At 44.8% G+C, this 23678-nt stretch carries 22 protein-coding genes and 1 tRNA gene; 17 read left to right on the top strand and 6 right to left on the bottom strand.

Annotated features, from left to right (window positions below; genetic code table 11):
* Positions 1 to 80: 80 nt before the first annotated feature.
* From atpG to MD536_RS19745, 7 genes are all read left to right on the top strand, one after another.
* Positions 81 to 962, top strand: a complete 882-nt coding sequence (gene atpG / locus MD536_RS19715) for an ATP synthase F1 subunit gamma (protein ID WP_239603286.1) — start codon at positions 81 to 83, stop codon at positions 960 to 962.
* A gap of 127 nt (positions 963 to 1089) precedes the next feature.
* The gene (scpB, locus tag MD536_RS19720) at positions 1090 to 1857 is read left to right on the top strand and encodes an SMC-Scp complex subunit ScpB (RefSeq protein ID WP_239603288.1); all 768 of its coding nucleotides are present in this window, start codon (positions 1090 to 1092) and stop codon (positions 1855 to 1857) included.
* Positions 1858 to 1923: 66 nt separating this feature from the next.
* On the top strand, positions 1924 to 3129 hold the full coding sequence (gene lysA, locus MD536_RS19725; protein ID WP_239603290.1) for a diaminopimelate decarboxylase: 1206 nt from the start codon (positions 1924 to 1926) through the stop codon (positions 3127 to 3129).
* A gap of 68 nt (positions 3130 to 3197) precedes the next feature.
* Positions 3198 to 3863: a ferritin-like domain-containing protein gene (locus MD536_RS19730; protein ID WP_239603292.1), complete on the top strand. Its 666-nt coding sequence runs from the start codon at positions 3198 to 3200 to the stop codon at positions 3861 to 3863.
* A gap of 20 nt (positions 3864 to 3883) precedes the next feature.
* The gene (locus MD536_RS19735; RefSeq protein ID WP_239603294.1) at positions 3884 to 4720 is read left to right on the top strand and encodes a ferritin-like domain-containing protein; all 837 of its coding nucleotides are present in this window, start codon (positions 3884 to 3886) and stop codon (positions 4718 to 4720) included.
* A 95-nt stretch (positions 4721 to 4815) separates the two neighbouring features.
* The gene (locus MD536_RS19740) at positions 4816 to 5301 is read left to right on the top strand and encodes a DUF4442 domain-containing protein (protein ID WP_239603295.1); all 486 of its coding nucleotides are present in this window, start codon (positions 4816 to 4818) and stop codon (positions 5299 to 5301) included.
* A complete protein-coding gene (locus MD536_RS19745) occupies positions 5298 to 6701 on the top strand; it encodes an MBL fold metallo-hydrolase (protein ID WP_239603297.1) in 1404 nt (467 codons plus the stop codon). The genes MD536_RS19740 and MD536_RS19745 overlap by 4 nt, the downstream gene beginning before the upstream one ends.
* Here the strand turns inward: MD536_RS19745 and metZ are convergent.
* Positions 6694 to 7860, bottom strand: a complete 1167-nt coding sequence (gene metZ, locus MD536_RS19750) for an O-succinylhomoserine sulfhydrylase (RefSeq protein ID WP_239603299.1) — start codon at positions 7858 to 7860, stop codon at positions 6694 to 6696. The genes MD536_RS19745 and metZ overlap by 8 nt on opposite strands.
* 11 nt (positions 7861 to 7871) lie before the next feature.
* Positions 7872 to 8294 (bottom strand): OsmC family protein, encoded by a 423-nt coding sequence (locus MD536_RS19755; RefSeq protein ID WP_239603300.1) that lies wholly within the window; start codon positions 8292 to 8294, stop codon positions 7872 to 7874.
* 62 nt (positions 8295 to 8356) lie between these two features.
* Between MD536_RS19755 and metX the strand changes: the two genes are divergently transcribed.
* On the top strand, positions 8357 to 9376 hold the full coding sequence (gene metX, locus MD536_RS19760; RefSeq protein WP_239603302.1) for a homoserine O-acetyltransferase MetX: 1020 nt from the start codon (positions 8357 to 8359) through the stop codon (positions 9374 to 9376).
* Positions 9377 to 9590: 214 nt separating this feature from the next.
* On the opposite strand, the gene MD536_RS19765 is transcribed toward metX, so the two are convergent.
* Both MD536_RS19765 and MD536_RS19770 read right to left on the bottom strand, forming a co-directional pair.
* Positions 9591 to 10280: a LytR/AlgR family response regulator transcription factor gene (locus MD536_RS19765; RefSeq protein ID WP_239603304.1), complete on the bottom strand. Its 690-nt coding sequence runs from the start codon at positions 10278 to 10280 to the stop codon at positions 9591 to 9593.
* A gap of 5 nt (positions 10281 to 10285) precedes the next feature.
* Positions 10286 to 10681 carry a hypothetical protein gene (locus MD536_RS19770; protein WP_239603306.1) on the bottom strand — a complete coding sequence of 132 codons (396 nt, stop codon included), beginning with the start codon at positions 10679 to 10681 and terminating at the stop codon, positions 10286 to 10288.
* Between the two features lie 71 nt (positions 10682 to 10752).
* On the opposite strand from MD536_RS19770, the gene MD536_RS19775 reads away from it, so the two are divergent.
* Complete coding sequence (locus MD536_RS19775; protein ID WP_239603309.1) at positions 10753 to 12879, top strand: PAS domain-containing hybrid sensor histidine kinase/response regulator; 2127 nt, start codon at positions 10753 to 10755, stop codon at positions 12877 to 12879.
* Between the two features lie 89 nt (positions 12880 to 12968).
* Positions 12969 to 14030, top strand: a complete 1062-nt coding sequence (locus tag MD536_RS19780; RefSeq protein WP_239603312.1) for an NADH:flavin oxidoreductase/NADH oxidase — start codon at positions 12969 to 12971, stop codon at positions 14028 to 14030.
* 53 nt (positions 14031 to 14083) lie between these two features.
* Here the strand turns inward: MD536_RS19780 and MD536_RS19785 are convergent.
* Positions 14084 to 14155: transfer RNA gene (locus tag MD536_RS19785), tRNA-Glu, on the bottom strand.
* 134 nt (positions 14156 to 14289) lie between these two features.
* Here MD536_RS19785 and gap point away from each other — a divergent pair.
* The 5 genes from gap (at position 14290) to MD536_RS22010 (ending at position 18524) form a co-directional block, all read left to right on the top strand.
* Positions 14290 to 15303 (top strand): type I glyceraldehyde-3-phosphate dehydrogenase, encoded by a 1014-nt coding sequence (gene gap / locus MD536_RS19790; RefSeq protein WP_239603321.1) that lies wholly within the window; start codon positions 14290 to 14292, stop codon positions 15301 to 15303.
* 52 nt (positions 15304 to 15355) lie between these two features.
* A complete protein-coding gene (locus MD536_RS19795; protein ID WP_239603323.1) occupies positions 15356 to 16549 on the top strand; it encodes a phosphoglycerate kinase in 1194 nt (397 codons plus the stop codon).
* 101 nt (positions 16550 to 16650) lie between these two features.
* Positions 16651 to 17244 carry a LemA family protein gene (locus MD536_RS19800; RefSeq protein WP_239603324.1) on the top strand — a complete coding sequence of 198 codons (594 nt, stop codon included), beginning with the start codon at positions 16651 to 16653 and terminating at the stop codon, positions 17242 to 17244.
* A gap of 5 nt (positions 17245 to 17249) precedes the next feature.
* The gene (locus MD536_RS19805; RefSeq protein ID WP_239603326.1) at positions 17250 to 17711 is read left to right on the top strand and encodes a TPM domain-containing protein; all 462 of its coding nucleotides are present in this window, start codon (positions 17250 to 17252) and stop codon (positions 17709 to 17711) included.
* 15 nt (positions 17712 to 17726) lie between these two features.
* Positions 17727 to 18524 carry a TPM domain-containing protein gene (locus MD536_RS22010; RefSeq protein ID WP_262916060.1) on the top strand — a complete coding sequence of 266 codons (798 nt, stop codon included), beginning with the start codon at positions 17727 to 17729 and terminating at the stop codon, positions 18522 to 18524.
* A 723-nt stretch (positions 18525 to 19247) separates the two neighbouring features.
* Here MD536_RS22010 and MD536_RS19815 read toward each other — a convergent pair.
* Positions 19248 to 21749, bottom strand: coding sequence for a M1 family aminopeptidase (locus tag MD536_RS19815; protein ID WP_239603327.1), 2502 nt, complete (start codon positions 21747 to 21749; stop codon positions 19248 to 19250).
* A 184-nt stretch (positions 21750 to 21933) separates the two neighbouring features.
* Here MD536_RS19815 and MD536_RS19820 point away from each other — a divergent pair, with 184 nt between their 5' ends.
* Positions 21934 to 22476: a hypothetical protein gene (locus MD536_RS19820; RefSeq protein ID WP_239603329.1), complete on the top strand. Its 543-nt coding sequence runs from the start codon at positions 21934 to 21936 to the stop codon at positions 22474 to 22476.
* Positions 22473 to 23237 carry a tRNA pseudouridine(38-40) synthase TruA gene (gene truA, locus MD536_RS19825; protein ID WP_239603330.1) on the top strand — a complete coding sequence of 255 codons (765 nt, stop codon included), beginning with the start codon at positions 22473 to 22475 and terminating at the stop codon, positions 23235 to 23237. The genes MD536_RS19820 and truA overlap by 4 nt, the downstream gene beginning before the upstream one ends.
* Positions 23238 to 23678: the final 441 nt, after the last annotated feature.

Consider the following 23678-nt stretch of genomic DNA (forward strand, 5'->3'; position numbering starts at 1 on the left):
CCACATTTTCCATGCGGGATTTATTGAAATTACCTGTTTTCTTTTACCTTTGCGGCCAAATTGAGGAAAATCACCCTACTATGTCAGGAGCATTAAAAGAAGTACGCAACCGGATCAAATCCGTTCAGAGCACTCAGCAGATCACCAAAGCCATGAAAATGGTTAGTGCCGCCAAATTGCGCCGTGCGCAGGATGCGATTCTTCAGATGCGTCCCTACGCTACCAAATTGCAGGAAATGCTGTCCAATATCGTCAGCAATTCTGAAGGTGAAGTAGGGGGGGCTCTGGCAACCGAGCGTCCGGTGGAAAAAGTGCTGCTGATTGTAATTACCAGTGATCGCGGACTGGCAGGTGCCTACAATGCCAATATCATTAAAGCTGCCAAAGCGGTTATTGCTGAGCGTTACAGTGCCCAGCAGGCCCAGGGAAATGTGAAGATCTGGAACATTGGTAAGAAAGGCTATGAGGCGATGCTGAAAGCCAACTACAAAACCGACGCTACTTATAAAGATATTTTCCTTGATCTCCGTTTCGAAACAGTTCAGGCCTGTGCCCAGGCTGCTGTTAAGGCTTTTGAGAACAAAGAGTTTGATGTAGTTGAAATTGTATATAGTGAGTTCAAGAATGCCGCTACCCAGCGTTTTGTGGTGGAGCGTTTCCTCCCAATTCCAAAGGTTACGGCAGCAGCGAATGCAAAAAAGAGTGATTTCATTTTTGAGCCCAATAAAGAAGAACTGATTGCTGAACTAATGCCTAAAATTCTGAATACCCAGTTGTACAAGGCAGTACTGGATGCCAATGCATCTGAGCACGGAGCACGTATGACGGCCATGGATAAGGCATCTGAAAACGCAAATGAACTGCTTCGCAGTCTCAAGATCAGCTACAACCGCGCCCGCCAGGCAGCCATCACTACCGAACTGACCGAGATCGTGAGTGGAGCTGCTGCGCTCCAGGGCTAATTTCAGGGGCTTTTCCACATTGTGTATAACTCCATTTCCTGTTTTTAGCATTTTTGAGAAGCTTGCGGCATGTTCATTGCTGCCTTAGCATAGGATCGTGTGTATTGGAAATTAAAATGTTGAAACCATGGAAATCGGAAATATCATCCCTCATATTGAAGCCCTCATTTTCGCAAGTGAAAAACCATTGGGTGCTATCGAACTGACCGATCTTATCAACCAGGCTTTTGGCTTTATGGAAGATAAATTGACACTTGATCAGATTGAAGCTGGCATTGAGGGTATCGTTGAAAAATACCAGTCAGAGTTTTACCCATTTGAACTCCGTTTCAGCGGTGGTGGCTGGCAATTCCTTACCAAGAAGGAATACCACAAAACCGTTGCCCAGCTGAATGGTGATAAATTCCTGAAGCGCCTGAGTCCGGCAGCTATGGAAACCCTTGCAATTATTGCCTACAAGCAACCTATCACCAAAGGGGAAATTGAAGCGATCCGCGGTGTTAGTGCTGATTACTCCATCCAGAAATTACTGGAGAAAGAATTGATCGTTATCAGTGGCCGTAATGAGGATATGCCAGGCAAACCGCTGGTTTATACAACTTCCCGCTCCTTTATGGATTATTTCGGATTAAATGGTCCGGAAGACCTGCCCCGTATTAAAGAAGTTTTAGCAGATCAGGTAGTGGAACCAACACTGCTAACTGGTGGACAGGTTCATGTTGCCAATGGAGATGATGAAGCCATTACCGACACACTGGTTGAAACCATCGAAGACGCAGATACCAACCGTGTTTGGCTGGTTAGCGAAACCGGTGAGTTGCTTGAAGCCGATGACCAGCAGGAAGAAGACAACCAGCAGGAAGAAAGTTCTCCGGAAGAAGATCCTGAACAATAAGCGACCATCCCTTCGCAAATAAGACAGAACTGCTGTATATTCGCCAAATTTGCAAGCAATCTAGTTATGTCTTATTTATCGGATGAAACGCTGGTGCAGTTAGCACAGGAATATGGTACGCCTCTGTACGTGTACAATGCCAATCAAATTAGTGAGCAGTACAACAAATTGCAGTCTGCCTTTAAAAAGGTGAACGCACGCTTTTTTTATGCCTGTAAAGCACTCAGCAATATCAATGTACTCAAATACATTGAATCTCTTGGAGCATCCCTCGATTGCGTAAGTATTCACGAAGTACAACTCGGCCTTAAAGCTGGTTTTACTCCCGATAGAATTCTATTCACCCCCAACTGTGTTGATTTTGCCGAAGTAGATGAAGGCAAAAAACTCGGGGTTAATATCAATATTGATAATATCTCTATTCTCGAACAGTTCGGTTCCAAATACAAAGGTTCCTACCCCATCTGCATCCGGTTTAATCCGCATATCATGGGTGGAGGGAATTATAAAATTTCAACCGGACATATCGACAGTAAGTTTGGTATTTCAATTCACCAACTCCGCCATATTGAACGTGTGGTAAAAACAACCGGTCTTAATATTGAAGGTATTCACATGCATACCGGTAGTGATATTAAGGATGTAAATGTATTTCTCCAGGGACTTGAAGTGATGTTTGAACTCGCTACGCATTTCCCTGATTTGAAATTTATTGATCTGGGAAGTGGTTTCAAAGTGCCTTACCAGGATGGAGACGTTCAAACCGATATTGATTTGCTGGGTGAAAAAGTGGCGGAGGCATTTACTGCTTACCAGCAGGAAACCGGAAAAGACCTGCAGGTTTGGTTTGAGCCCGGAAAATTTCTCGTGAGTGAAAGTGGCTATTTCATTGTAAAAGCCAATGTTATTAAACAAACTACCGCAACTGTTTTTGTGGGCGTAAATAGTGGCTTCAATCACTTAATCCGCCCCATGTTCTACGACGCCTATCACAGAATCCGTAATATTTCAAATCCCAATGGCAGTGATCGGATTTATACGGTTGTGGGAAATATCTGTGAAACCGACACCTTTGCCTGGGATCGCACCCTGAATGAAGTACGTGAAGGTGATTTCCTGGTTTTCTATAACGCAGGCGCCTACGGTTTTGAGATGTCTTCCAACTTTAACAGCCGCCTGAAACCTGCGGAAGTGATGGTGTTGGATGGAGAATCAAGACTTATCCGCCGGCGCGATACGTTTGATGATTTACTACGCAATCAAATAATTTAAACTTCAGCCAATCCATACATTTCGGTTTCTCGTAAATGGTATATCCTTTAACCAGAAAATCGAAATGTATGATCCAAAAATCTTCTGAGGCCTTGTCAAGGCGCGCCTTTCTTGGTATGGCAGGAGCAGCTACCGGCATGATGGTGCTTGCTTCTTCCTGTAGCAAGAATGATGATGACAACATGATGAATAATGGGGTAGACCTTGGCAACGGGGATGTAGGTATCCTCAACTACGCCTATGCGCTCGAACAACTCGAAGCCGCGTTTTATACAAGAGTTGCGCAGTCTCCCTATAACGGAATTTCAGCATCCGAAAATGCCTTGCTCACCGATATCCGCGATCATGAAATCGCGCATCGGGAGTTCTTCAAATCCGCGCTGGCAGGAGCAGCTATCTCCAATCTGGAATTCGATTTCAGTGCCGTTGATTTCAGCAGCAGAGCCAGTGTGCTGGCTACGGCTAAAGCATTTGAAGACTTAGGGGTTTCCGCATACAATGGTGCCGGCAAATTGATTGTTACCCCAGATTATCTCACTCTCGCCGGAAAGATTGTTTCCGTGGAAGCCCGGCATGCAGCGTATATCAGAGACCTGATCAGCAATGGAAGTTTCGCCGACAATACAGTTGTTGATATGAATGGCTTGGATACCAGCCGTATGCCCGCAGATGTACTGGCTGTTGCTGCCGGTTTTATCAAAACAAAAATCAACGCGTCTAATCTTCCCCGTTAACACCACAAAAAAAGAATGTTATGGAATTCCAACACATCATAAATGAAATTAAAAAAGTGGATCCGGAAATGCCGGAAAGACTGAGTGATCGCCGTACTGCCATGAAATCTTTTGCAGGAATCGGTGCGAAAATTGGCCTGGCAGCGTTGCCTTTTTTTATCGGATCCATATTCAAAAAAGCCTATGCACAATCAGGTCCCTCCCAAAATGTGGTACTGGATGTATTGAATTATGCATTAACGCTGGAATACCTGGAAGCAGAATTCTATGCGATGGGTATTGCAAAAGGAACAGCCCTCGTGCCTGCTGGTGCCCCGGCTGCAGCAATCAAAACAATCGGTGATCATGAAGCAGCACATGTGGAATTTTTGAAAACTGCGATCACTGCTTCTGGAGGAACTCCTGTTGCTAAACCTACTTTTGATTTCACTGCCGGAGGAACTTTTGCCAATGTTTTCACTGATTATGCAACCTTCCTGGCAGTTGCCCAAACCTTTGAAGATACAGGGGTGCGCGCTTACAAAGGAAGAGCTGCAGAAATAACAGGCGGCGGCGACTTGCTCACTGCAGCACTTAATATTCATTCAGTAGAAGCCCGCCATGCCGCACATATCCGGACCATGCGCAAAGCAAATGGGTTTGGAGATGTGAAGCCATGGATCACGGGAAAAGAATCCGGTATAGGTTCGGTTGTGCAAGCTAGTTATGATGGAGAAGAGATGACTACACAAGCTGGAATCAACATAGTTAACATCAATGGTGCAATGATCTCAGCCTCGGCTGCTACGGAGGCTTTTGATGAAGGCCTGACCAAAGAACAGGTATTGGCCATTGTTGGTCCTTTTATCGTTCAGTAATATGGTCCGGTTGTGTTGTTGGTCTGCCGCGTCTTAAGACGCGGCATTTTTATTTCCCCCGGATTTGGTATATTTAGTTACAATCCATCTGCCACATGCATGAATCGAATGCTTTTCTGCAACTAGTGAATAGTTCCTTCCGGTTTCGGTTGTTCATGCTTATGAAATTGCCCAGTGCTTTTTTTGCCGGTGTTAGGGTGGTATCCGCAACGGATGAACGTAGCGATGTTTCAGTTCCTTATAAATGGTTCACTCAAAATCCTTTTCGTTCAACCTATTTTGCCTGCCTTGCAATGGCCGCTGAAATGAGTACAGGTTTGCTGGCGATGGCCCAAACCTGGAAACGACAGCCAGCAGTTTCCATGCTGGTAACCGGTCTCGAAGCTGCTTATCATAAAAAAGCAACCGGTGTAACCATTTTCACCTGTGTACAAGGCAAAGAAATTGCTGAGGCAGTAAATCTGGCAGTTACTACCGGTGAAGCACAAATGATCCGGGTACTCTCAAAAGGACTCACACAATCCGGAGAACTGGTGGCAGAATTTTATATTACCTGGTCTTTTAAAACAAAAAAAATATGAAGATTGCTTTCCACGGTGCAGCCCGTTCTGTTACGGGGTCCAAACACCTGCTTACCTTAAAGAATGGTCGTAAAATTTTGCTGGACTGTGGAATGTTCCAGGGAATGGGCAAAGAAACGGACTCCCTGAACCGGCACTGGGGTTTCGATCCTTCAGAAGTGAATCTCGTAATTCTTTCCCATGCACATATAGATCATAGCGGACTCCTTCCTAAACTCGTAAGCGACGGTTTCCAGGGGAAAATTTATTGCACTCCCGCCACTCGTGCACTAGCTGGAATTTTATTGGAAGACTCTGCAGAAATCCAGGAAGATGATGTAAAATACATCAACAAAAAAAGAGCAGCTGCAGGTCAGCCATACCTGAAACCCTTATATACCAGGGAAGATGCACATGCTGTAAACGGGATGTTTCATGAAGTCGATTATGGAAACTGGTTTGAAATTGAAGAAGGAGTGGAGTTACTCTTTACCGATGTGGGCCATATTATTGGAAGCGCCGCCGTTCACTTACGCATAACCGAAAATGGAAAAACAGAACAGCTAACTTTTAGCGGAGATGTTGGACGCTACCGCGATATCATTCTGCGCTCCCCGGAAGTTTTTCCGCAAGCAGATTATATCATTCTTGAATCTACCTATGGAAATAGCCTGCACGACCTCCAGGTTACCACTCCCGACCACTTGCTGGAATGGATTGAAAAAGTTTGTGTGCAACGCAAGGGGAAACTGATCATCCCAGCCTTTAGTGTTGGCAGAACACAGGAAATTCTGTATTCCCTCAACCAGCTCGAAGTAGAAAGAAGATTGCCTGAACTGGACTATTTTGTAGATAGTCCGCTTAGTATTGAGGCAACAGAGATGATTAAACGCTATCCTCAATATTTTAATAAAACCATTCAACGCCTGCTGCAATCAGACAATGATCCTTTCCATTTTAATGGTCTCAAATACGTTAAAACGGTGGATGAATCCAAGCTGCTCAACTTCCGGAATGAACCCTGCGTCATTATCAGCGCTAGTGGCATGGCGGATGCAGGAAGAGTGAAGCACCATATCAGTAACAATGTCGAAAACAGTCGCAATGCGATTCTAATGGTTGGATATTGTGAACCAAGCTCATTGGGAGCACGACTCCTTTCTGGAAGAAAGGAAGTCTCTATTTTTGGCGTGGAACATGAAGTGCATGCTGAAATCGGTTCTGTACGCAGCATGAGTGCCCATGGCGATTACGAAGATCTTAGTCAATGGCTGGGTTGCCAGGATTATAAGGCAGTTAAAAAACTATTCCTGGTGCATGGAGAATACGATGTACAGCAACAGTTCAAACAACGTCTACTGAACAAAGGGTTTCTCGATGTTGAAATCCCCGAACGCCACTGGGAAGTAGGGCTTAGCTAAGCTCCAATGCCTGCAGGATGTCTTCCAGGATATCCTGTTTGTTTTCCAGGCCAACTGAAATCCGAATCAAACCCGGACTGATACCTACAGCCATTCTTTCTGCTTCTGTCAGTTTACCATGTGTGGTGCTTGCAGGATGAGACGCAATGGATCGGGTATCTCCCAGGTTTGCAGACAGTGATAACATTTTCAGGTTATTCAGGAACTTCCTGCCAGCTTCCACGCCGCCATTTAATTCAAAGCAGACTATGCCACCACCATTTTGCATCTGCTTTTGAGCAATTGCATATTGCGGATGGTTGGGCAAAAATGGATATTTAACCCAGGATAATTTCGGATGTCCTGATAATTGTTCTGCCAGGTACAACGCATTGGAAGCATGACGATCCATTCTCACTTCCAAGGTTTCCAGGCTCTTGCTGAGTATCCATGCATTGAAGGGCGATAAAGAAGGACCGGTACTTCTGCAAAACAGGTACACTTCTTTGATTAATTCCTTTTTTCCCAGCACAACGCCTCCTAATACCCGTCCTTGTCCATCCAGCCACTTCGTAGCAGAATGGATCACCAGGTCGGCGCCCCAGGCTGCCGGCTGCTGATTCACCGGTGTAGCAAAACAGTTGTCTACATTTACCAGCAATCCATATTTGTCAGCCAGGGTTCGCACTGCTTCGAGGTCAATAATTTCCAATGCAGGATTCGTCGGAGTTTCAAGGTAGATCATCTTTGTATTGGGCTTGATCGACGCTTCCCAACTTCCGATATCACTGGCATCTACATAACTGTGCTCAATGCCATATTTAGGAAGGTATTTGGTGATGACCGTATGCGTGCTTCCAAAAATGCTGCGGCAGGAGAGTAGATGATCTCCCTGTTTTAGAAAACTCATAAAGCTGGCAAAAATGGCACTCATTCCGGAGGCTGTAGCAAATCCTGCTTCTGTTCCTTCCAGCGTGCACATCCTGTCTACAAATTCCTGCACATTCGGATTGCTGAAACGACTGTAAATATTGTCTTCCGTTTCATCCGCAAAAGCTGCCCGCATATCTTCTGCATTGTCAAAACAGAAACTGCTGGTCAGATACATGGGCTGTGAATGTTCCATCTCATTCGTGCGTTCTATCTGTGTACGAATGAGTTTTGATATCGGGTGTTTCATGTACTTCTTGCTTAGGCTTTGATTCTTACCTCGTAACTGATCTCACAGCCACCACGACGCAGGGTTTCTGCAACTGAACAATATTTATCCATGGATAACTGGGCTGCACGTTTGGCTTTGTCCTCATCGATAGTACCACCCAGCGTAAATATGATGGTTGCTTTTTTCCAGAGCGCCGGTTCCTTCCCGGTTTCTCTTTCTGCTTCAATATGCATGTCAAAATGCGTGATCTCCTGGCGCTGTTTCTTCAGGATGCTTACTACATCGATGCCACTGCAACCTCCCAATCCCATCAGCAATAACTGCATGGGACGAACACCAAAGTTGTTTCCTCCGGTTTCCGGACTCGTATCGATCTTTACGGTATGTCCATTCGCATCTGTTGCTTCAAAGCCATAATCGCCCGATGTTCTGATCACATCTATTTTAATCATGTTACGCGGATTTTTTTATCAATTCTTACAAAGGTAACGGAGGGAGCGTTTACTTTGCAGTTATGCAGCATCGTTTTGTATCGCCCCGGCCCTTTACCCTGGAATCCGGGGCTGTTCTGGAAAGGCTGGAAATTGTGTATCACACCTATGGCACTTTGAACCCGTCAAAATCAAATGTGGTTTGGGTTTGTCATGCATTAACTGCCAATGCGGATGCGGAAGCCTGGTGGCCCGGACTGATTGGCTCCGGAGCAGCCATCAATCCTGAAGAATATTTCATTGTTTGCGCGAATATTATTGGTTCCTGTTATGGCAGCTCTGGACCCCTTTCTGAGAACCCGGCTACCGGAAATCCCTATTATATGGACTTCCCAAGGCTTACCATCCGGGATATCGTGAAAGCGCATATCCTGTTGCGACAGCATCTCGACCTATCGGAGATTCACCTGTTGATGGGTGGCAGCATGGGTGGGTACCAGGTGCTGGAATGGGCACTGCTGGAACCTGCAGTGGTCCGTCAACTTTTCCTGATTGCCACCTCGGCAGCAGAAAGCGCCTGGGGAATTGCCATTCATGAAGCGCAACGAATGGCCATTGAGGCAGATCCTACATGGAAAGATGCCAGTGATCAGGCCGGTCGAAATGGACTTAAAGCTGCAAGAGCGATCGGCATGCTGACCTACCGGAATTACGATGCCATGATCAAACAGCAACAGGAAGCGGATCCTGAAAAGTCGGATGATTTTAAAGCAGCTTCCTATATGCGCTACCAGGGGGAGAAGCTGGTGAACCGCTTTAATGCGCAAGCCTACTGGTTGCTCACCAAAGCACTCGATAGTCACAACATCGCAAGAGGGCGAAATGCAAGTCTTGAAGAAACACTGCAATCTGTTCAACAACCAACACTGGTGATGGGCGTTTCAAGTGATTTGCTTTGTCCGGTTGCTGAACAAGTAAAAATTGCCAGCCATCTGCCGCATGCCCAATACATCGAAATCGATTCTGCCTATGGTCATGATGGTTTCCTCGTCGAAGCCCCCACCATCGGCAATGAACTAAAAGCCTGGTTGTACCGCGTTTAAACGCCGTCTCCAGTTTCCCGTCTCCCTCTTCCTTTCTCACCTTGTCCTTTCCTCCATGCAAAAGCCCCGCTGGACTTGCGGGGCTAAAACTTTTGTGGACTAAACTGGTTACTTACAAGATCAAAGATCCGCTCTCTTTATTGCTTTCAGAAATTGATTCGATCAGTACCAGTCTTTTGTCGATTAATGGAAAAATAGCTTCGATAAATTGATTTTATACGATTTTGATTCTGCTCATTACAGTACTCCTGTTTGCCTTGCTCACCGGGATTTTGGCATTGGCAATATAGAGTGTGTTGTCCCTGATATCTGAAATTTTATTCATATTGATGATATAGGAACGATGCACTTTACAGAACACATCCGGATTGATTTTTTCCGTCAGCGCCTTGATCGTATTATGACTGATGATCTTTTTATCATTCGTGATAAACTTTACATAGTCGCCCATACTCTCTATATATAGAATATCATCGTTATTCAGACGGATGAGTTTACCATCGCTCTTAATAAACACGTGCGACATTTCTTCTGTATCCTCTTTTTTCTCATTCAGCGGCTTGAGTTTTTCCAATGCCTGTACAAAACGCTGGTAGCTGAACGGCTTACGAAGGAAATCAGTTACACTGTATTCGAATGCATCAAAGGCATATTCGGTTTTGGAAGTAGTCAGAATTACCTGTGGCTGGTACTGCATCTGGTCCAGCAGGCTGAAACCATTGGCACCGGGCATTTCAATATCCAGGAAAATAAGATCTACAGAATTTTCAGTGAGGTAGGGAATCGCCTCTTCGGTTGATTTGAAACTTCCTACCACATTGACTTTTCCACTTTTAATGCAGTATTTCTGCAATACGTCTGCGGCAACGGAAAGATCTTCTACGATAACAGCTGTATACTTCATGACCATTATTGTTTTAAAAATTCCTGAATTTTATTGGCTTCCTGTTTGATCAGTTCCAGTCCTTCCAGTATAAACGGATTTTCAGCCTCCAGTCGTATGAGCGAATCATTTATTGATGGATTTGAGCTGAAAAAATTTTCCATTTCCTGAAAACGTGTCTGGAATTCGGACAAACCACAATACCCCCATAGTGGTTTTACGAGGTGTACTCTACGCTTTAGCTCTGTGATTTCTCCGTTTTCTGCCAGCCAGGCATATCGTGCCGTTTCTTCTGACAATTGTTGGTGGGAGGTTAGAAAGATGTCTGAAATAGCGGCCAGGTCATTATCATGCATTTCTAGCAAAAGCATGCTGTCAAACTGGCTACTGAGTTGGAACACAGTGTCCGAAATGGCTTGCATAGGGTACAATTTTTTAATTACTCGGTACGTTTGATAGGCAGATAAAAACTCCGACTACCAAACAGAAAACGATGAATCGTACCAACATATTATCTGGTGTAACGAGATATTGGGAAAAATTAGCGGAAGATCTCTACCACCGGCAGGAGAACCTTCCTGCTTCCCCTTTAAAGACACTTACTGAAGTGGGAATTATCGTTGCGGGACTCAATATGATCCTTTGCACGATCATGAAAGAATATATGGCAGCTTTTGCCTGCCTGATGGTATGTTCCATGTTGTTTTTCTCTTACTTCCTTAGATTATACAATCGCCAGGAACTGGCAAAATGGGTAGTGATCATCAGTTTTAATGCTGGTGTGCTGGTAGTAAGTTATTTCGTAGGTATTAAATCGGGTGTATACCTCTATTATTTCCCGGTGATCTTTGCCATGATCTTTCTGATTGATACCAAAATCAGCAAGGATCTCATCATTGCAGAAATCGCTACACTTACCTTCTTCGGTATAGCATTTATTATTTCACCTAATAATGGTAGCGGTAACCTGGTACAGCAATCACATTACATCTACAATCTCCGGATTAATCTTACCCTTTCATTGCTGCTGACCGGATTGGTTGCTTTTTCCATCCTGAAAGCCCTGAATAAAAAGGAAGAAGATATTCTCGGTGAGAAGAATCTTGGCGATACGATTTTTAATACCTCCCTGGATGCCATATTTATTATTGATCTGGATACTCAATTGATTTCAGATTGTAACAAACGTGCGCTGGAATTATTTTCCATCCGGTCTAAAGATGGAATTACACTCACTGCGGTTGAATCCATCCTGGGAGAAGAATCTGCCAAACGGTTGAATGCATTTAGTAAAGAATCGTTTACTGCACATTCGCCCTGGTTTGGAAATATGGAGTTTTCGGATGCTGAAGGCCGGCCCATTTTTGCCTATGTGAATATTGTGGTGTTTGAGCATCAGAAATGCAAGTATGCCAAAATGAGTATCCTCGATATTACCGAAGTGAAAATAGCTGAGGTTGAAACACTGAAAGCAAAAGAGCGTGCAGAACGTGCTGCCAGGGTGAAATCGCGCTTCCTGAGTAATATGAGCCATGAACTCAGAACCCCACTGAATGCAATTATTGGTACCACCAACCTGCTGCACCAGGAGTATCACTTGAACAGTCAACGTCAGATGCTGGATGTACTCAAGCATTCATCCGAACATATGCTTACACTGGTTAACGATATCCTGGATTACAGCAAACTGGAAGCCGATAAAATGGAGCTCAATAAAGAACCCTTTAACCTGAGTGCCTTCCTTGAAAAAGTAGTAACTGTTTTTGAAAACCCGGTTCGCCAGAAAAATTTGATGTTTCAATCGGACATATCATCTGTTTTGGGTATCGATATTATTGGTGATGAATTGAGACTTCAACAGGTGTTGAACAATTTGCTGTCCAATGCAATCAAGTTCACGGATAAAGGGACCGTTAGCATGAATGTGAAAATTCTGATGAGAAGAAGCAATAATGTTACGCTTCGGTTCTGTGTGCAGGATACGGGTATTGGTATTTCGAAAGAGAAACAGCACCGGATCTTTGATAAGTTTTACCAGGCTGACCTGGAAACCACCCGCAAATACGGTGGTTCAGGTTTGGGATTGGCCATTAGTCATTATATCGTTCAGAAAATGGGAGGTGATCTCACTGTAGAAAGTGAGCCTGGCAAGGGAAGTACCTTCAGTTTCACAGTAACACTTCCGCTCGAAACAGAACGCCAGAGTTATATTGAAGAAGTAAAAGAAGTTCGGATGGAAGACCTCACCGGTGTCAGCATCCTGGTAGCAGAAGACAATCCGATCAACATGATGGTGGTGAAACGTTTCCTGTCAAAATGGAATGCTACGATTATTGAGTCGGTAAACGGACTGGAAGCTGTTCGCGCATATTCCGAGAAAAAACCAGATCTGCTTTTGGTAGACCTTGAAATGCCGGAACTGGATGGGGCCGGTGTGGTAGCCTATATCCGAAAGACAGATAAAGATATTCCGATTATAGCCTTTACAGCAGCTGTATATGATCATATGCAGGCAGATCTGATTGACAAAGGCTTTAATGATTTTATACCTAAACCGTTTAGGCCGGAAGACCTCAAACAAAAATTATTGCATTACGCAAAAACTCTGCAACATGTGTAGTATTGTTTTTCAAGAGCCGGTTTCTACCGGCTTTTTTTAATGCAACTATTTCCGGGTAATCGAGTTATATTACTTTAACAATACTTCATATGCCTGGATTATTTTCTCCTCTTACTCTTCGATCCTTAACAATCCCGAACCGGATAGCTGTTTCACCTATGTGTCAGTATTCCGCAACCGATGGCTTTGCAAATAACTGGCATATGGTACACTTGGGTAGCAGGGCGGTAGGTGGAGCCGGATTGATCATCGTAGAAGCAACCGGCGTTACCCCGGAAGGGCGCATCACTCCGGGCTGTCTCGGGCTGTGGAAAGATGAACAGATTGCCCCTCTAAAAAACATTGTCAACTTTATTCACCAGCAAGGCTCGATTGCCGGCATTCAGCTCGCACATGCCGGTCGTAAAGCTTCCTGCGATCTGCCCTGGCAAGGTGGTAAACAGTTAGCTATTGCTGAAGGCGGATGGGAAACTATCGCTCCTTCAGCCATACCCTTTTATCCTTCCGACCGCGTGCCGCATGAATTAACCCAGTCTGAAATCCACGAGCTCACTGAACAGTTTGCTGCCGCAGCCAAAAGAGCACTTGCAGCTGGTTTCAAAATTGTGGAGATCCATGCGGCCCATGGATATCTCCTGCATGAATTTTTTTCACCGCTATCCAATAAACGTACAGATCAGTATGGAGGCAGTTTTGAAAACCGGATTCGGCTTCTGCTGGAAGTAGTGGAAAAGGTAAGGTCGGTATGGCCGGAAGAACTGCCTTTGTTTGTAAGGGTATCCGCAACCGATTGGGTGGAGGGTGGATGGACAGAAATCGATACTGTTCACCTGGCTGAGATCCTGAAAAACAGGGGGGTGGATCTGCTGGATTGTTCCACCGGGGGAAATAGCAGTGGTGTTAAAATTCCCCTCGAACCAGGCTACCAGGTGCGGTTTGCAACTGCCGCCAAAAAAACCGGAATACTGACAGGGGCAGTTGGGCTGATTACATCCGCACAACAGGCAAATGAACTGATACTGGAAGAGAAAGCTGATATTGTGCTGATGGCCAGGGAGTTTTTGAGAGATCCCTATTTCCCTCTGAAGGCGGCCGCAGCATTAGGAGAAGAAATTGAATGGCCGAATCAATACCTCCGGGCAAAGAAATAGAAAACAGGAACTTTTATAAATGAAAAAAGAGCTGAAATTTCAGCTCTTTTTTGTACCGCGTACGGGAATCGAACCCGTCATTCATCCGTGAAAGGGATGCGTCTTAACCGATTGACCAACGCGGCATTTCCCTTTTGGGAGTGCAAAGATAGGGAGCGCGATATATCTACCAAAAAAAATTTGAAAATTTTTCTCGCCTATCCTGATATAGTAACTTAGCGCCTCATTCATTAAAAGTAAAACACAAACTAAACCAATTATGAGCACTGTAAAAGTTGCCATCAACGGATTCGGAAGAATTGGACGACTGGTATACCGCCAGATCTATAACATGGAAGGTATTGACGTAGTTGCGATCAATGACCTTACTTCTCCGGCTGTTTTGGCTCACCTGCTGAAATACGACAGCGCACAAGGCCGCTTCGATGCAGACGTTAAAGCTACACAGGATGCCATCATCGTAAATGGCGATGAGGTTAAAATATATGCACAGAAAGACCCTTCACAAATTCCCTGGGGTTCTCACGGTGTAGATGTAGTGATTGAAAGTACCGGTTTCTTCACTGATAAAGATAAAGCTGCCGCACACCTGAAAGCAGGTGCAAAGCGCGTTGTGATTTCAGCTCCCGCTACAGGCGACCTGAAAACAATTGTGTTCAATGTGAACCATTCAATCCTGGATGGTTCAGAAGAAATTATTTCATGCGCTTCCTGCACCACCAACTGTCTGGCTCCAATGGCCAAGGCGTTGAATGATGCTTTTGGAATCACCATCGGTAGCATGACTACCATTCATGCTTACACGAACGATCAGAATACCCTGGATGCGCCTCACGCAAAAGGTGATTTACGTCGTGCAAGAGCTGCTGCAGCTAATATCGTTCCGAACAGCACCGGTGCTGCAAAAGCAATCGGACTGGTATTGCCTGAATTGAAAGGTAAACTGGACGGTGGTGCGCAGCGCGTTCCAACCATCACGGGTTCTGTTACTGAACTTACCTGTGTGCTTTCCAAAAAAGTTACCCTGGAAGAAGTAAACGGCGTGATGAAAGCTGCCAGCAATGAAAGCTTCGGTTATACAGAAGATGAAATCGTTAGTACTGATATCATCGGTTCTACTTTCGGGTCCATCTTTGATGCAACTCAAACAAAAGTAATTTCGGTTGGTGATCAGCAACTGGTTAAAACCGTTAGCTGGTATGATAATGAAATGAGCTATGTGAGCCAGCTGGTTCGCACAGTGAAATATTTCGCCGGACTTATTTCCAAATAATCTTAAAAGCGGGTTCTGCCCGCTTTTCCTTTTTTATCGCAAGCAATTTTCTATGAGTCAATTTAGTCAACATTCCTTTGCGGGAGAGAAAGCACTCATTCGGGTCGACTTTAATGTTCCCCTGAATGCCAGCTTTGAAATCACTGATGATACCCGAATCAGGGCTGCTATCCCAACTATCAAAAAAATTCTCAGTGATGGTGGTAGTGTTATTCTGATGAGTCACCTTGGCAGACCCAAAGACGGTCCAACTGATAAATACTCGCTCCGCCATATTGTTGCCCATTTATCAAAGGCATTAGATGTTCAGGTAGATTTCGCGTCTGATTGCATCGGAGATGAAGCAGTTCAGAAAGCAGCAACTCTTACAGCCGGACAGGTTTTGTTACTGGAGAATCTTCGCTTTTATAAGGAAGAAGAGAAAGGAGATAAAGGGTTTGCGGAAAAGCTGGCCCGTCTCGGTGATGTATATGTGAATGATGCATTTGGAACTGCTCACCGAGCGCATGCCTCTACAGCGATTATCGCAGAATTTTTTCCGAAAGACAAACGTTTCTTCGGTCTCGTAATGGAAGGAGAAGTAAAGAGTGCCGAAAAAGTACTGCACAATTCAGAAAAGCCGTTCACCGCTATCATTGGTGGCGCCAAAGTTTCTGATAAGATTCTCATTATTGAAAACTTACTGGAACGCGCAACCGATATTATAATTGGGGGCGGTATGGCCTATACCTTTAAAAAGGCAACGGGTGGATCCATTGGGAATTCATTGTGCGAAGAAGATCGCCTGGAAATGGCTGCCGCCTTGCTGGAAACAGCAAAAAAGAAAGGCGTGAATATTCACCTTCCTTCAGATTCTATCGCAGCGGATAAGTTTGATGCCAATGCCAATACCCAAACTGTACCAAGTGATCAGATCCCGGATGGCTGGATGGGACTTGATATTGGTCCGGATGCCCGCCAGGAGTTCGCCAAGGTGATACTTGCTTCCAAAACCATTCTCTGGAACGGTCCGATGGGAGTGTTTGAAATGGAAAAATTCCAAGCCGGTACCAAAGCTATCGCGGATGCGGTGGCAGAAGCTACTGAGAAGGGAGCATTTTCACTGGTAGGCGGTGGCGATTCGGTGGCTGCGGTTAACCAGTTCGGTTATACAGAAAAAGTAAGTTATGTTTCAACCGGTGGAGGTGCGATGCTTGAATACTTTGAAGGAAAAGTATTGCCGGGTATCGCGGCCATTAATAGCTAAAAACCGTTGTTGAATATTTTTTTTAGTGGAGCATCCAACCCGGTGCTCCCTTTTTTTGTCTGGATTATTGTACATTTAATTATATATATAAACTCTCTGCCATGAATTCAAAAAACTTGATCCTGATTATTGTTCTCGGAGTATTGGTACTCTTCGGTTTCCGGGCTTGCAGTGGTTATAACAGTATGGTTGGCTTGGATGAAAATGTGAAAAACAAATGGGCGAATGTCCAGAGTGATTACCAGCGTAGAGCCGATCTGATTCCCAACCTCGTGAATACGGTTAAAGGAGCTGCCAATTTTGAACAGGAAACACTTACCCAGGTAATTGAAGCCCGTTCAAAAGCAACTTCTGTTCAGATTGATCCTACCAATATTACTCCTGAAAAACTGGCTGAATACCAGCAGGCACAGGCTGGCGTAACCAGTGCACTGGGGCGTCTGTTGGCAGTAGTTGAAAACTACCCCGATTTGAAAGCCAATCAGAATTTCCGCGATTTACAGGCACAACTGGAAGGAACAGAAAACCGGATCAAAGTTTCCCGGAATGATTTTAACGCGGCTGTTCAGGAGTACAATAGTTCTGTTCGCCGTTTCCCCAATAATATCTTTGCTGGTATGTTTGGCTTCGCAGTAAAAGAAGGTTTCAAAGCGGAAGCTGGATCTGAAAAAGCTCCCACAGTCAATTTTAACTAAGACTGATGGCATTTTTTTTCCTTAAGCGCAAGGCTCGTTTTTTCACCCATGAAGAAGCATCGCGGGTGTTGGAAGCCATCCGTGCTTCCGAACAGAAGACAAGTGGAGAAATCAGGGTCTTTATTGAGAGTCGCTGTAAGTATGTAAATCCGATTGACCGGGCCGCAGAGTTGTTCTGGTTGCTTCAAATGGATCATACGCAGGAGCGCAATGCCGTTCTCATTTATATTGCTTCCAAGGATCACCAGGTGGCAATCTGGGCGGATGATGGCATTCATAAAATTGCCGGTCCGGATTTTTGGAAAAATGAGATTGGGGTAGTTATTAATCACTTTCGGAACAATGCTTATGCAGAAGGCCTGGTGCTCGCCATTCATGATATTGGCGATATACTTAGCCAGCATTTCCCATATAAGCCTACCACCGATAAAAATGAATTGCCTGATGACATCATTTTTGGTCATTAAGCAACCAAGTACAGTATGAAAAGACTCTTAGCCTGGGTAGCGCTGCTTATTTATACGCTGACTGTTTCAGCGCAAAGCAGGGTATTGCCCAAGCCTACTCCACCCAGGCTGGTAAACGATGCCGCACAATTATTGACTCCAGACCAGATAGCTTCTCTGGAAGCCAAGCTGGTTGCCTATGATGATACTACTTCTAACCAGATTGCGGTTGTATTGGTGAAAACCCTAAATGGTCTGGAACCTAACGATTATGCAACGCAACTTGGAAGAGAATGGGGCGTGGGTGGTAAGGAGTTCAATAATGGGCTTGTAATTCTGATTTCTACCGGCAATGATGGCCAGGAAAAAAGAAAGGTTTATATCGCAACCGGCTATGGTTTGGAAGGAGCAATTCCGGATATCATTGCCAAACGCATCGTGGACCGGGAAATGATTCCCAATTTGCAGGCGGGTAATTATTACCGCGCACTGGATGAGGCTACGGATGCTTTGATAAAAGCGGCTGCCGGAGAATACAAAGCGCCGGAAGGTTATCGCGACCGGGGAAAAGATGGCAAAGGAGTTCCGGTAGGGTTAATCATTTTCATCATAATAATGGTGATCATCTTTGCTTCACGTGGTGGAGGTGGTCGTGGTGGTGGCGGAATGCTGAGTCGACGTGGCTATCGTGGCTGGAATAGCGGTCCGCCTATTTTCTTCCCGGGAGGATTTGGTGGCGGCGGAGGTGGAGGCTTCGGCGGCGGTGGTGGAGGAGGTTTTGGAGGCTTCGGCGGTGGTGGCTTTGGAGGCGGAGGAGCCGGCGGGGACTGGTAGCATGGAAGAGGGAGGAAGGGAAGAAAGGGGGAATGGAAGATGGGCATGGGAAAGATGGGCTAAAGAAAGAAAGGATACCTAAATCCAACAGATTAAATTATAGAGGCTGTCTCATTAGAGGCAGCCTTTTTCGTTGCCTCGCTTTTTTGCCTCGCTTTTTTACCCCGATGGTTTAGCCACCAGCCCCCCTTTTGATTCAATTGATTCAATTCTAACGATACTTTAGTGATTGATTATCTATCTATTATGCTTTCTTATACGTAGGATGTACGTAGGCGTTCTGTAGGATATATGTAAGTTCACCATTCCCTTCCTGCCAAATTGTTGGCATGTTGGAATAGAAAGCAAGCTGATGCTTCATTTTGTGGAAATTTATATGGAAGTGCCATCAGGAATTGCTGGCAGTAACGATCCGGGGAATCGACTCATTTTGGTAAAAAATCAGCTCAGAGTGAAAGATAATTGAATCAACTGGGGCGGTTAATCCAAAAATCGAATCAGACTTCATATAGAAAGCCAAACAATCCCCGTTGCGCATAACGGCTATTATGAAATTTTAAAGGGCTGCCTCCTTCAAGACAGCCCTTTGATTTAGATGTTTACCCGTTAGAGGACTATTCATTGAAATTTCGCTTCATGTCGGTTACTCCCTACCTCCGGTACCCACCAATCCGCTGATCTGTAATCCCCACTTCTTACTTCTCAGTTCATACTTCTTACTTCTCAAAACCCTTTCTTCTCCCCGCTGCGCGCAGCTTGAATAAACTCTACTAGTTCTTTCGCTTCAGCGCTGGTATTCTTTTGCCAGGCTTGCTGGATACTTTGCAGAATCATATTGTTGATATAAGGATCAATCTGTGTCCGGTATTGTGCCGGAATACCTTCGCGGAACTTCACTATATGGAAAACACCTGTTTTAACCTGGGCAGCATCACTAGAGCTGGCAAGCAATTTGGCATATGGTCCGAGTAACTCCAGTTTTTCCTGTGATAATGGCATCTTGCCGAATGCTTCATTGATAGGAGCAGTTGCTTCTGACAGGTTGTTTTTAGCCGCAATATTGGTAATGGCAGGAACCAGGCTTCCTTTCACTGGCTGAGCAAGCATTTTCTTTGCAGCTTCCACTGCTGAAGTATTGTCTCTTTCCATAATTGCGGAAAGCGATGCTCCTGCAACAGAATAAGAGGAATCGTTCAGACCTGCCTTGAAAATAGGAGTATAGGCTTCATTGTCATAGGCAGCCAGTATTTCAATTGCTTTTGCTCTGACAGTTGATTTGGGATCCTTTGCCGCCAGCTCCGCAATCGTTTTTTCAGCAGCAGTTTTGATGGTGCCATTTTTAAGATCCAGGGATTGCAAAGCGAGTGAGCGTAATCCATGATAAGGATCCTTCATTGCCTGCATCAGTATTGATTGAGCAACAGTATTGCCCTGCTGTTCAGCCGCATATTCTATGGCCTCTCTTCTGTCGAGATAATTACCTGCATTTTTATACTGGTAGGCAAACTGTTCTACCGTCTTATTGTCTTTTTTCTCAGCCAGCAATACTTTATCTGCATCCACATTGATCAGGTCCGGCCTCTTTTTATAACTGAATTGAAAACTGTCAATATTGTTTTTCACCATTACCTGGTACCTGGTTTTCTTGCCACCTTCATAAACATCGATTGCCATTGGTAATTGAAATACCTTGTCTCCTTCCTGCTTTTGTTGCACGTAGACAGTGGCAGTGCCAGCAGCATCATTGTAGTTATAGGTAATTTCCAATTTGGGATGACCACTGCCGAAATACCACTGATTAAAAAACCAGTTCAGATCCTTTCCACTGATCTCCTCAAATGCTAATCTGAGTTGATGTGCTTCTGCTGCCTTGAACCTGTTTTCCGTCAGGTATTTGTTGAGCGATTTAAAGAAGGCGCTGTCGCCCAGGTAATTTCTCAGCATGTGCAGAATTCTTCCGCCTTTCTGATAACTAACGGCATCGAACATGTCTTCTTTATCGTGGTAATGAAAACGTACCAGGTTTTTGCTGGCATTTTCCGGATTGGCGAGATAACCTTCCATTGCAGCATAGGAAGTAGCTGCACCTGCATCCTTACCATACTTGTATTCATTCCAAAGTGTTTCACTGTAATCAGCAAAGGACTCATTGAGCGTCAGGTTGCTCCAGCTTTCGGTTGTAACATAATCGCCGAACCAATGGTGAAACAGTTCATGCGCGATCACATCTTCCCAGCGGTTGCCATCCACCAGTTCTCTTGCATCCTGTTGGGCGCTTTCCTGGTGCAGTGTTGCAGTGGTGTTTTCCATCGCACCACTCACATAATCGCGGCCAACTATCTGCGCATATTTAGCCCAGGGGTATTCAATCCCGGTTACCTTTCCAAAAAAGGCCATCATCTCCGGTGTGTGACCGAAGATTCTTTTTGCAACAGGGGCATATTCTTTTTCAACATAATAGCTGACTTCTTTTCCCTTATAGTTGTCTTTGATTACGGCATAGTCGCCCACACCCATAAAGAACAAATAGGGGGCATGTGGTAGATCCATCTTCCAGTGATCCGTTCTGGTGCCATCCGTGTTGTTTTTCTGGGAAACCAGTTTTCCGTTACTTAGGGTTACATATTTAGCTGGCACAGTCATCATGATTTCTTGAGTGGTTTTTTGTGCCGGATTATCGATGGTAGGGCACCACACGGAAGTAGCTTCTGTTTCTCCCTGCGTCCAGATCTGCGTAGGTTTGTTTTTTTCTTCTCCTTTTGGATTGATGAAATACAAACCTTTTGCATCTGTGATTGCAGCACTGCCCTGTACTTTCAGTTCATTTGGCTTGGCCGTATATTCTACATATACCGTGTATTTTTCTTTGTTGGTATAGGTTTTATTGAGTTGGATGAAAAGCTTCTGTCCATCATACCTGTACTTTAGCGGATTGTTCCTTCCTGCTGAGGATAGGGCAACTGTTTTGATGTCCATACCCTTAGCATCCAACGTAAGGGAATCGGTTGGGTAAAAATGTGGTTGAAGGGTGATCCAGACTTTTCCATTCAGCCAGGCATTGTTATAATCAAAGCGTGCATCCAGTTTGGTATGCACCAGGTTGTTGATTTTCGCCGGAGTCTCTCTGTAGATACCAAGCTTTTCATCTTCTTTTTTCGCAATTTCCTGTGCATGCAAACCCGTAAGTGCTAAAAGACACAAAGGCAGCAATAGTGCTTTTTTCATATGTATGTTTTACCGGGTAAATTTATTCGTTCGGTTTCAAAGGGCCTCATAAAAAAAGCTGAAAATGAAGAACGGTCAGCTGAACTGGAATTATACCTAATTTTCAGGCTGAATGCGGACTAGTCTTTTTCTACTTTATTATTTGTGTTGTGCAGGGGGTATAAAGGCTCAGCAAACCGGTTTTGTGTATATCGAATCGGAAAAAGGGGAGCCCTTTTATATCAGAACCCGCGACACGCTTTACCATTCCGCGCCGGAAGGGTTTATGTTGTTAACCTCGCTTCATAAGCTGAAAGGAGATCTTATTCTGGGTTTTCCCGGGCAAACGGCTGCTGCATTTGTTTTTACTATACCAGCAACAGAGAAAGATAAAGGCTGGGTATTGAAAGATATGAAACAGGAGGGATGGCGGCTTTATGACAGCAAACTGGATGAACTGGTGCCTACGCGCAGGTTAGGCCCCAAATCAGATCCTTACCAGGGAATGCTCAAACGGACAGATGCATTTGCAGTTCGATTATCGCAGGTTGTGAATGATTCAGCCGTATTATATTATCGCCCGAAACCTGGATCCCCGGTGGCTGCAGCTTCTGTTCCTGCAATCCGGTTAATTAGCAAAACGGAAACCGCCACCGCCTGGATACTGGTTTATGAAGTACAGGAGGCAAATGGAGTGGATCGCATCGAACTGGAAATACCCAGGCAACAAAAGGAAGAATTGAAATGAAACGATATTTTCTGGAGCTGAGTTATATGGGCACTTCTTATGCAGGATTTCAACGGCAGGAGAATGCTAATTCGGTACAGTCCGAAATTGAGAAAGCCTTGCAAACCATTCTGAGGGACAAGATTGAACTGACGGGCTCTTCCCGAACTGATGCAGGTGTTCATGCCTTACAGAACTATTTTCATTTTGATATAAACAGGGAGTTGGATACCCGACTGCTGTATAATCTGAATGCCATTCTGCCCGGTGATATTTCTGTAGAAAAGCTGATTGCCGTGCGACCGGAAGCGCACAGCCGGTTTGATGCGATAAGTAGGGAATACAGATATCATATTTACCGCCGGAAGAATCCCTTTCTGCGGGACAGGGCCTATTATTTCCCTTATCAGCTTGATCTGGAGCTGATGCAGCAGGCGGCGGGCATATTAAAGGAATACCAGGATTTTACCAGTTTCAGCAAACGCAATACCCAGGTAAAGACCTTTCTATGCAGGCTGGACTGCAGTGAATGGAATAAGGATGCGGACGGAAACCTTCAGTATTATGTAAAGGGAAACCGGTTTTTAAGAGGAATGGTACGTGCCCTGACCGCCACCATGTTGAAACTGGGCAGGGGTAAGATGAAACTGGATGAATTCAGGGCGGTTATTGAAGCCCGCGACTGTACGAAGGCTGATTTTGCAGTACCTCCACATGGGTTGTTTTTGGAGAAAGTAAACTACCCGGATGGCTATTTCAGTGGAGTGGGAAAGAGAGGCTGATATTAGTGTATAAAATATATCTAACCTTAAAGCCTTTCTGGTGGCGGATTTGAGTTAATTACGGTCTTGTTATCTTCAATATTTATTTGGAAATCAATTTGATCTGCTCTTATCTTTGCGCCCCGCAGATGAGAAAAAGGGGTTGAAAGGAAGCGGGATTAGATCTTTGATTGGGCAGTAGTTTTTGAGTCTTGAGAAGTTTTTGAAAAAAGATTTGGAGGGAATAAAAAAACACTGTTACCTTTGCACCCCGCTGCAGAAATAAAGCGGGTAGTTCTTGGAAAAAGGGGGGAGTAAGGGAAGTAACTGGTGATGGTTATGGAACTGAAAAAAGGCTTGAAAAAAACTTTGAAAAAAAGTTTGGATGGAATGAGAAAAAGCCTTTACCTTTGCAACCCGAACGGCGCGTAAGAGAGAGTAGATAAGCGATTGGTTTTGAGG

It is taken from the genome of Flavihumibacter cheonanensis (genome assembly GCF_022352215.1).
In the GTDB taxonomy this organism is placed as follows: domain Bacteria; phylum Bacteroidota; class Bacteroidia; order Chitinophagales; family Chitinophagaceae; genus Flavihumibacter; species Flavihumibacter cheonanensis.

What these genes read in the sequence shown, in the direction of transcription:
- scpB (WP_239603288.1), top strand. Translation starts at nt 1,090, where the DNA reads ATGGAAATCGGAAATATCATCCCTCATATTGAAGCCCTCATTTTCGCA.
- truA (WP_239603330.1), top strand. Translation starts at nt 22,473, where the DNA reads ATGAAACGATATTTTCTGGAGCTGAGTTATATGGGCACTTCTTATGCA.
- metZ (WP_239603299.1), bottom strand. Translation starts at nt 7,860, where the DNA reads ATGAAACACCCGATATCAAAACTCATTCGTACACAGATAGAACGCACG.
- MD536_RS19765 (WP_239603304.1), bottom strand. Translation starts at nt 10,280, where the DNA reads ATGAAGTATACAGCTGTTATCGTAGAAGATCTTTCCGTTGCCGCAGAC.
- MD536_RS19795 (WP_239603323.1), top strand. Translation starts at nt 15,356, where the DNA reads ATGAGTCAATTTAGTCAACATTCCTTTGCGGGAGAGAAAGCACTCATT.
- MD536_RS19730 (WP_239603292.1), top strand. Translation starts at nt 3,198, where the DNA reads ATGATCCAAAAATCTTCTGAGGCCTTGTCAAGGCGCGCCTTTCTTGGT.
- MD536_RS22010 (WP_262916060.1), top strand. Translation starts at nt 17,727, where the DNA reads ATGAAAAGACTCTTAGCCTGGGTAGCGCTGCTTATTTATACGCTGACT.
- gap (WP_239603321.1), top strand. Translation starts at nt 14,290, where the DNA reads ATGAGCACTGTAAAAGTTGCCATCAACGGATTCGGAAGAATTGGACGA.
- lysA (WP_239603290.1), top strand. Translation starts at nt 1,924, where the DNA reads ATGTCTTATTTATCGGATGAAACGCTGGTGCAGTTAGCACAGGAATAT.
- MD536_RS19755 (WP_239603300.1), bottom strand. Translation starts at nt 8,294, where the DNA reads ATGATTAAAATAGATGTGATCAGAACATCGGGCGATTATGGCTTTGAA.
- MD536_RS19770 (WP_239603306.1), bottom strand. Translation starts at nt 10,681, where the DNA reads ATGCAAGCCATTTCGGACACTGTGTTCCAACTCAGTAGCCAGTTTGAC.
- MD536_RS19805 (WP_239603326.1), top strand. Translation starts at nt 17,250, where the DNA reads ATGGCATTTTTTTTCCTTAAGCGCAAGGCTCGTTTTTTCACCCATGAA.
- MD536_RS19815 (WP_239603327.1), bottom strand. Translation starts at nt 21,749, where the DNA reads ATGAAAAAAGCACTATTGCTGCCTTTGTGTCTTTTAGCACTTACGGGT.
- MD536_RS19740 (WP_239603295.1), top strand. Translation starts at nt 4,816, where the DNA reads ATGCATGAATCGAATGCTTTTCTGCAACTAGTGAATAGTTCCTTCCGG.
- MD536_RS19735 (WP_239603294.1), top strand. Translation starts at nt 3,884, where the DNA reads ATGGAATTCCAACACATCATAAATGAAATTAAAAAAGTGGATCCGGAA.
- MD536_RS19800 (WP_239603324.1), top strand. Translation starts at nt 16,651, where the DNA reads ATGAATTCAAAAAACTTGATCCTGATTATTGTTCTCGGAGTATTGGTA.
- atpG (WP_239603286.1), top strand. Translation starts at nt 81, where the DNA reads ATGTCAGGAGCATTAAAAGAAGTACGCAACCGGATCAAATCCGTTCAG.
- MD536_RS19745 (WP_239603297.1), top strand. Translation starts at nt 5,298, where the DNA reads ATGAAGATTGCTTTCCACGGTGCAGCCCGTTCTGTTACGGGGTCCAAA.
- metX (WP_239603302.1), top strand. Translation starts at nt 8,357, where the DNA reads ATGCAGCATCGTTTTGTATCGCCCCGGCCCTTTACCCTGGAATCCGGG.
- MD536_RS19780 (WP_239603312.1), top strand. Translation starts at nt 12,969, where the DNA reads ATGCCTGGATTATTTTCTCCTCTTACTCTTCGATCCTTAACAATCCCG.
- MD536_RS19775 (WP_239603309.1), top strand. Translation starts at nt 10,753, where the DNA reads ATGAATCGTACCAACATATTATCTGGTGTAACGAGATATTGGGAAAAA.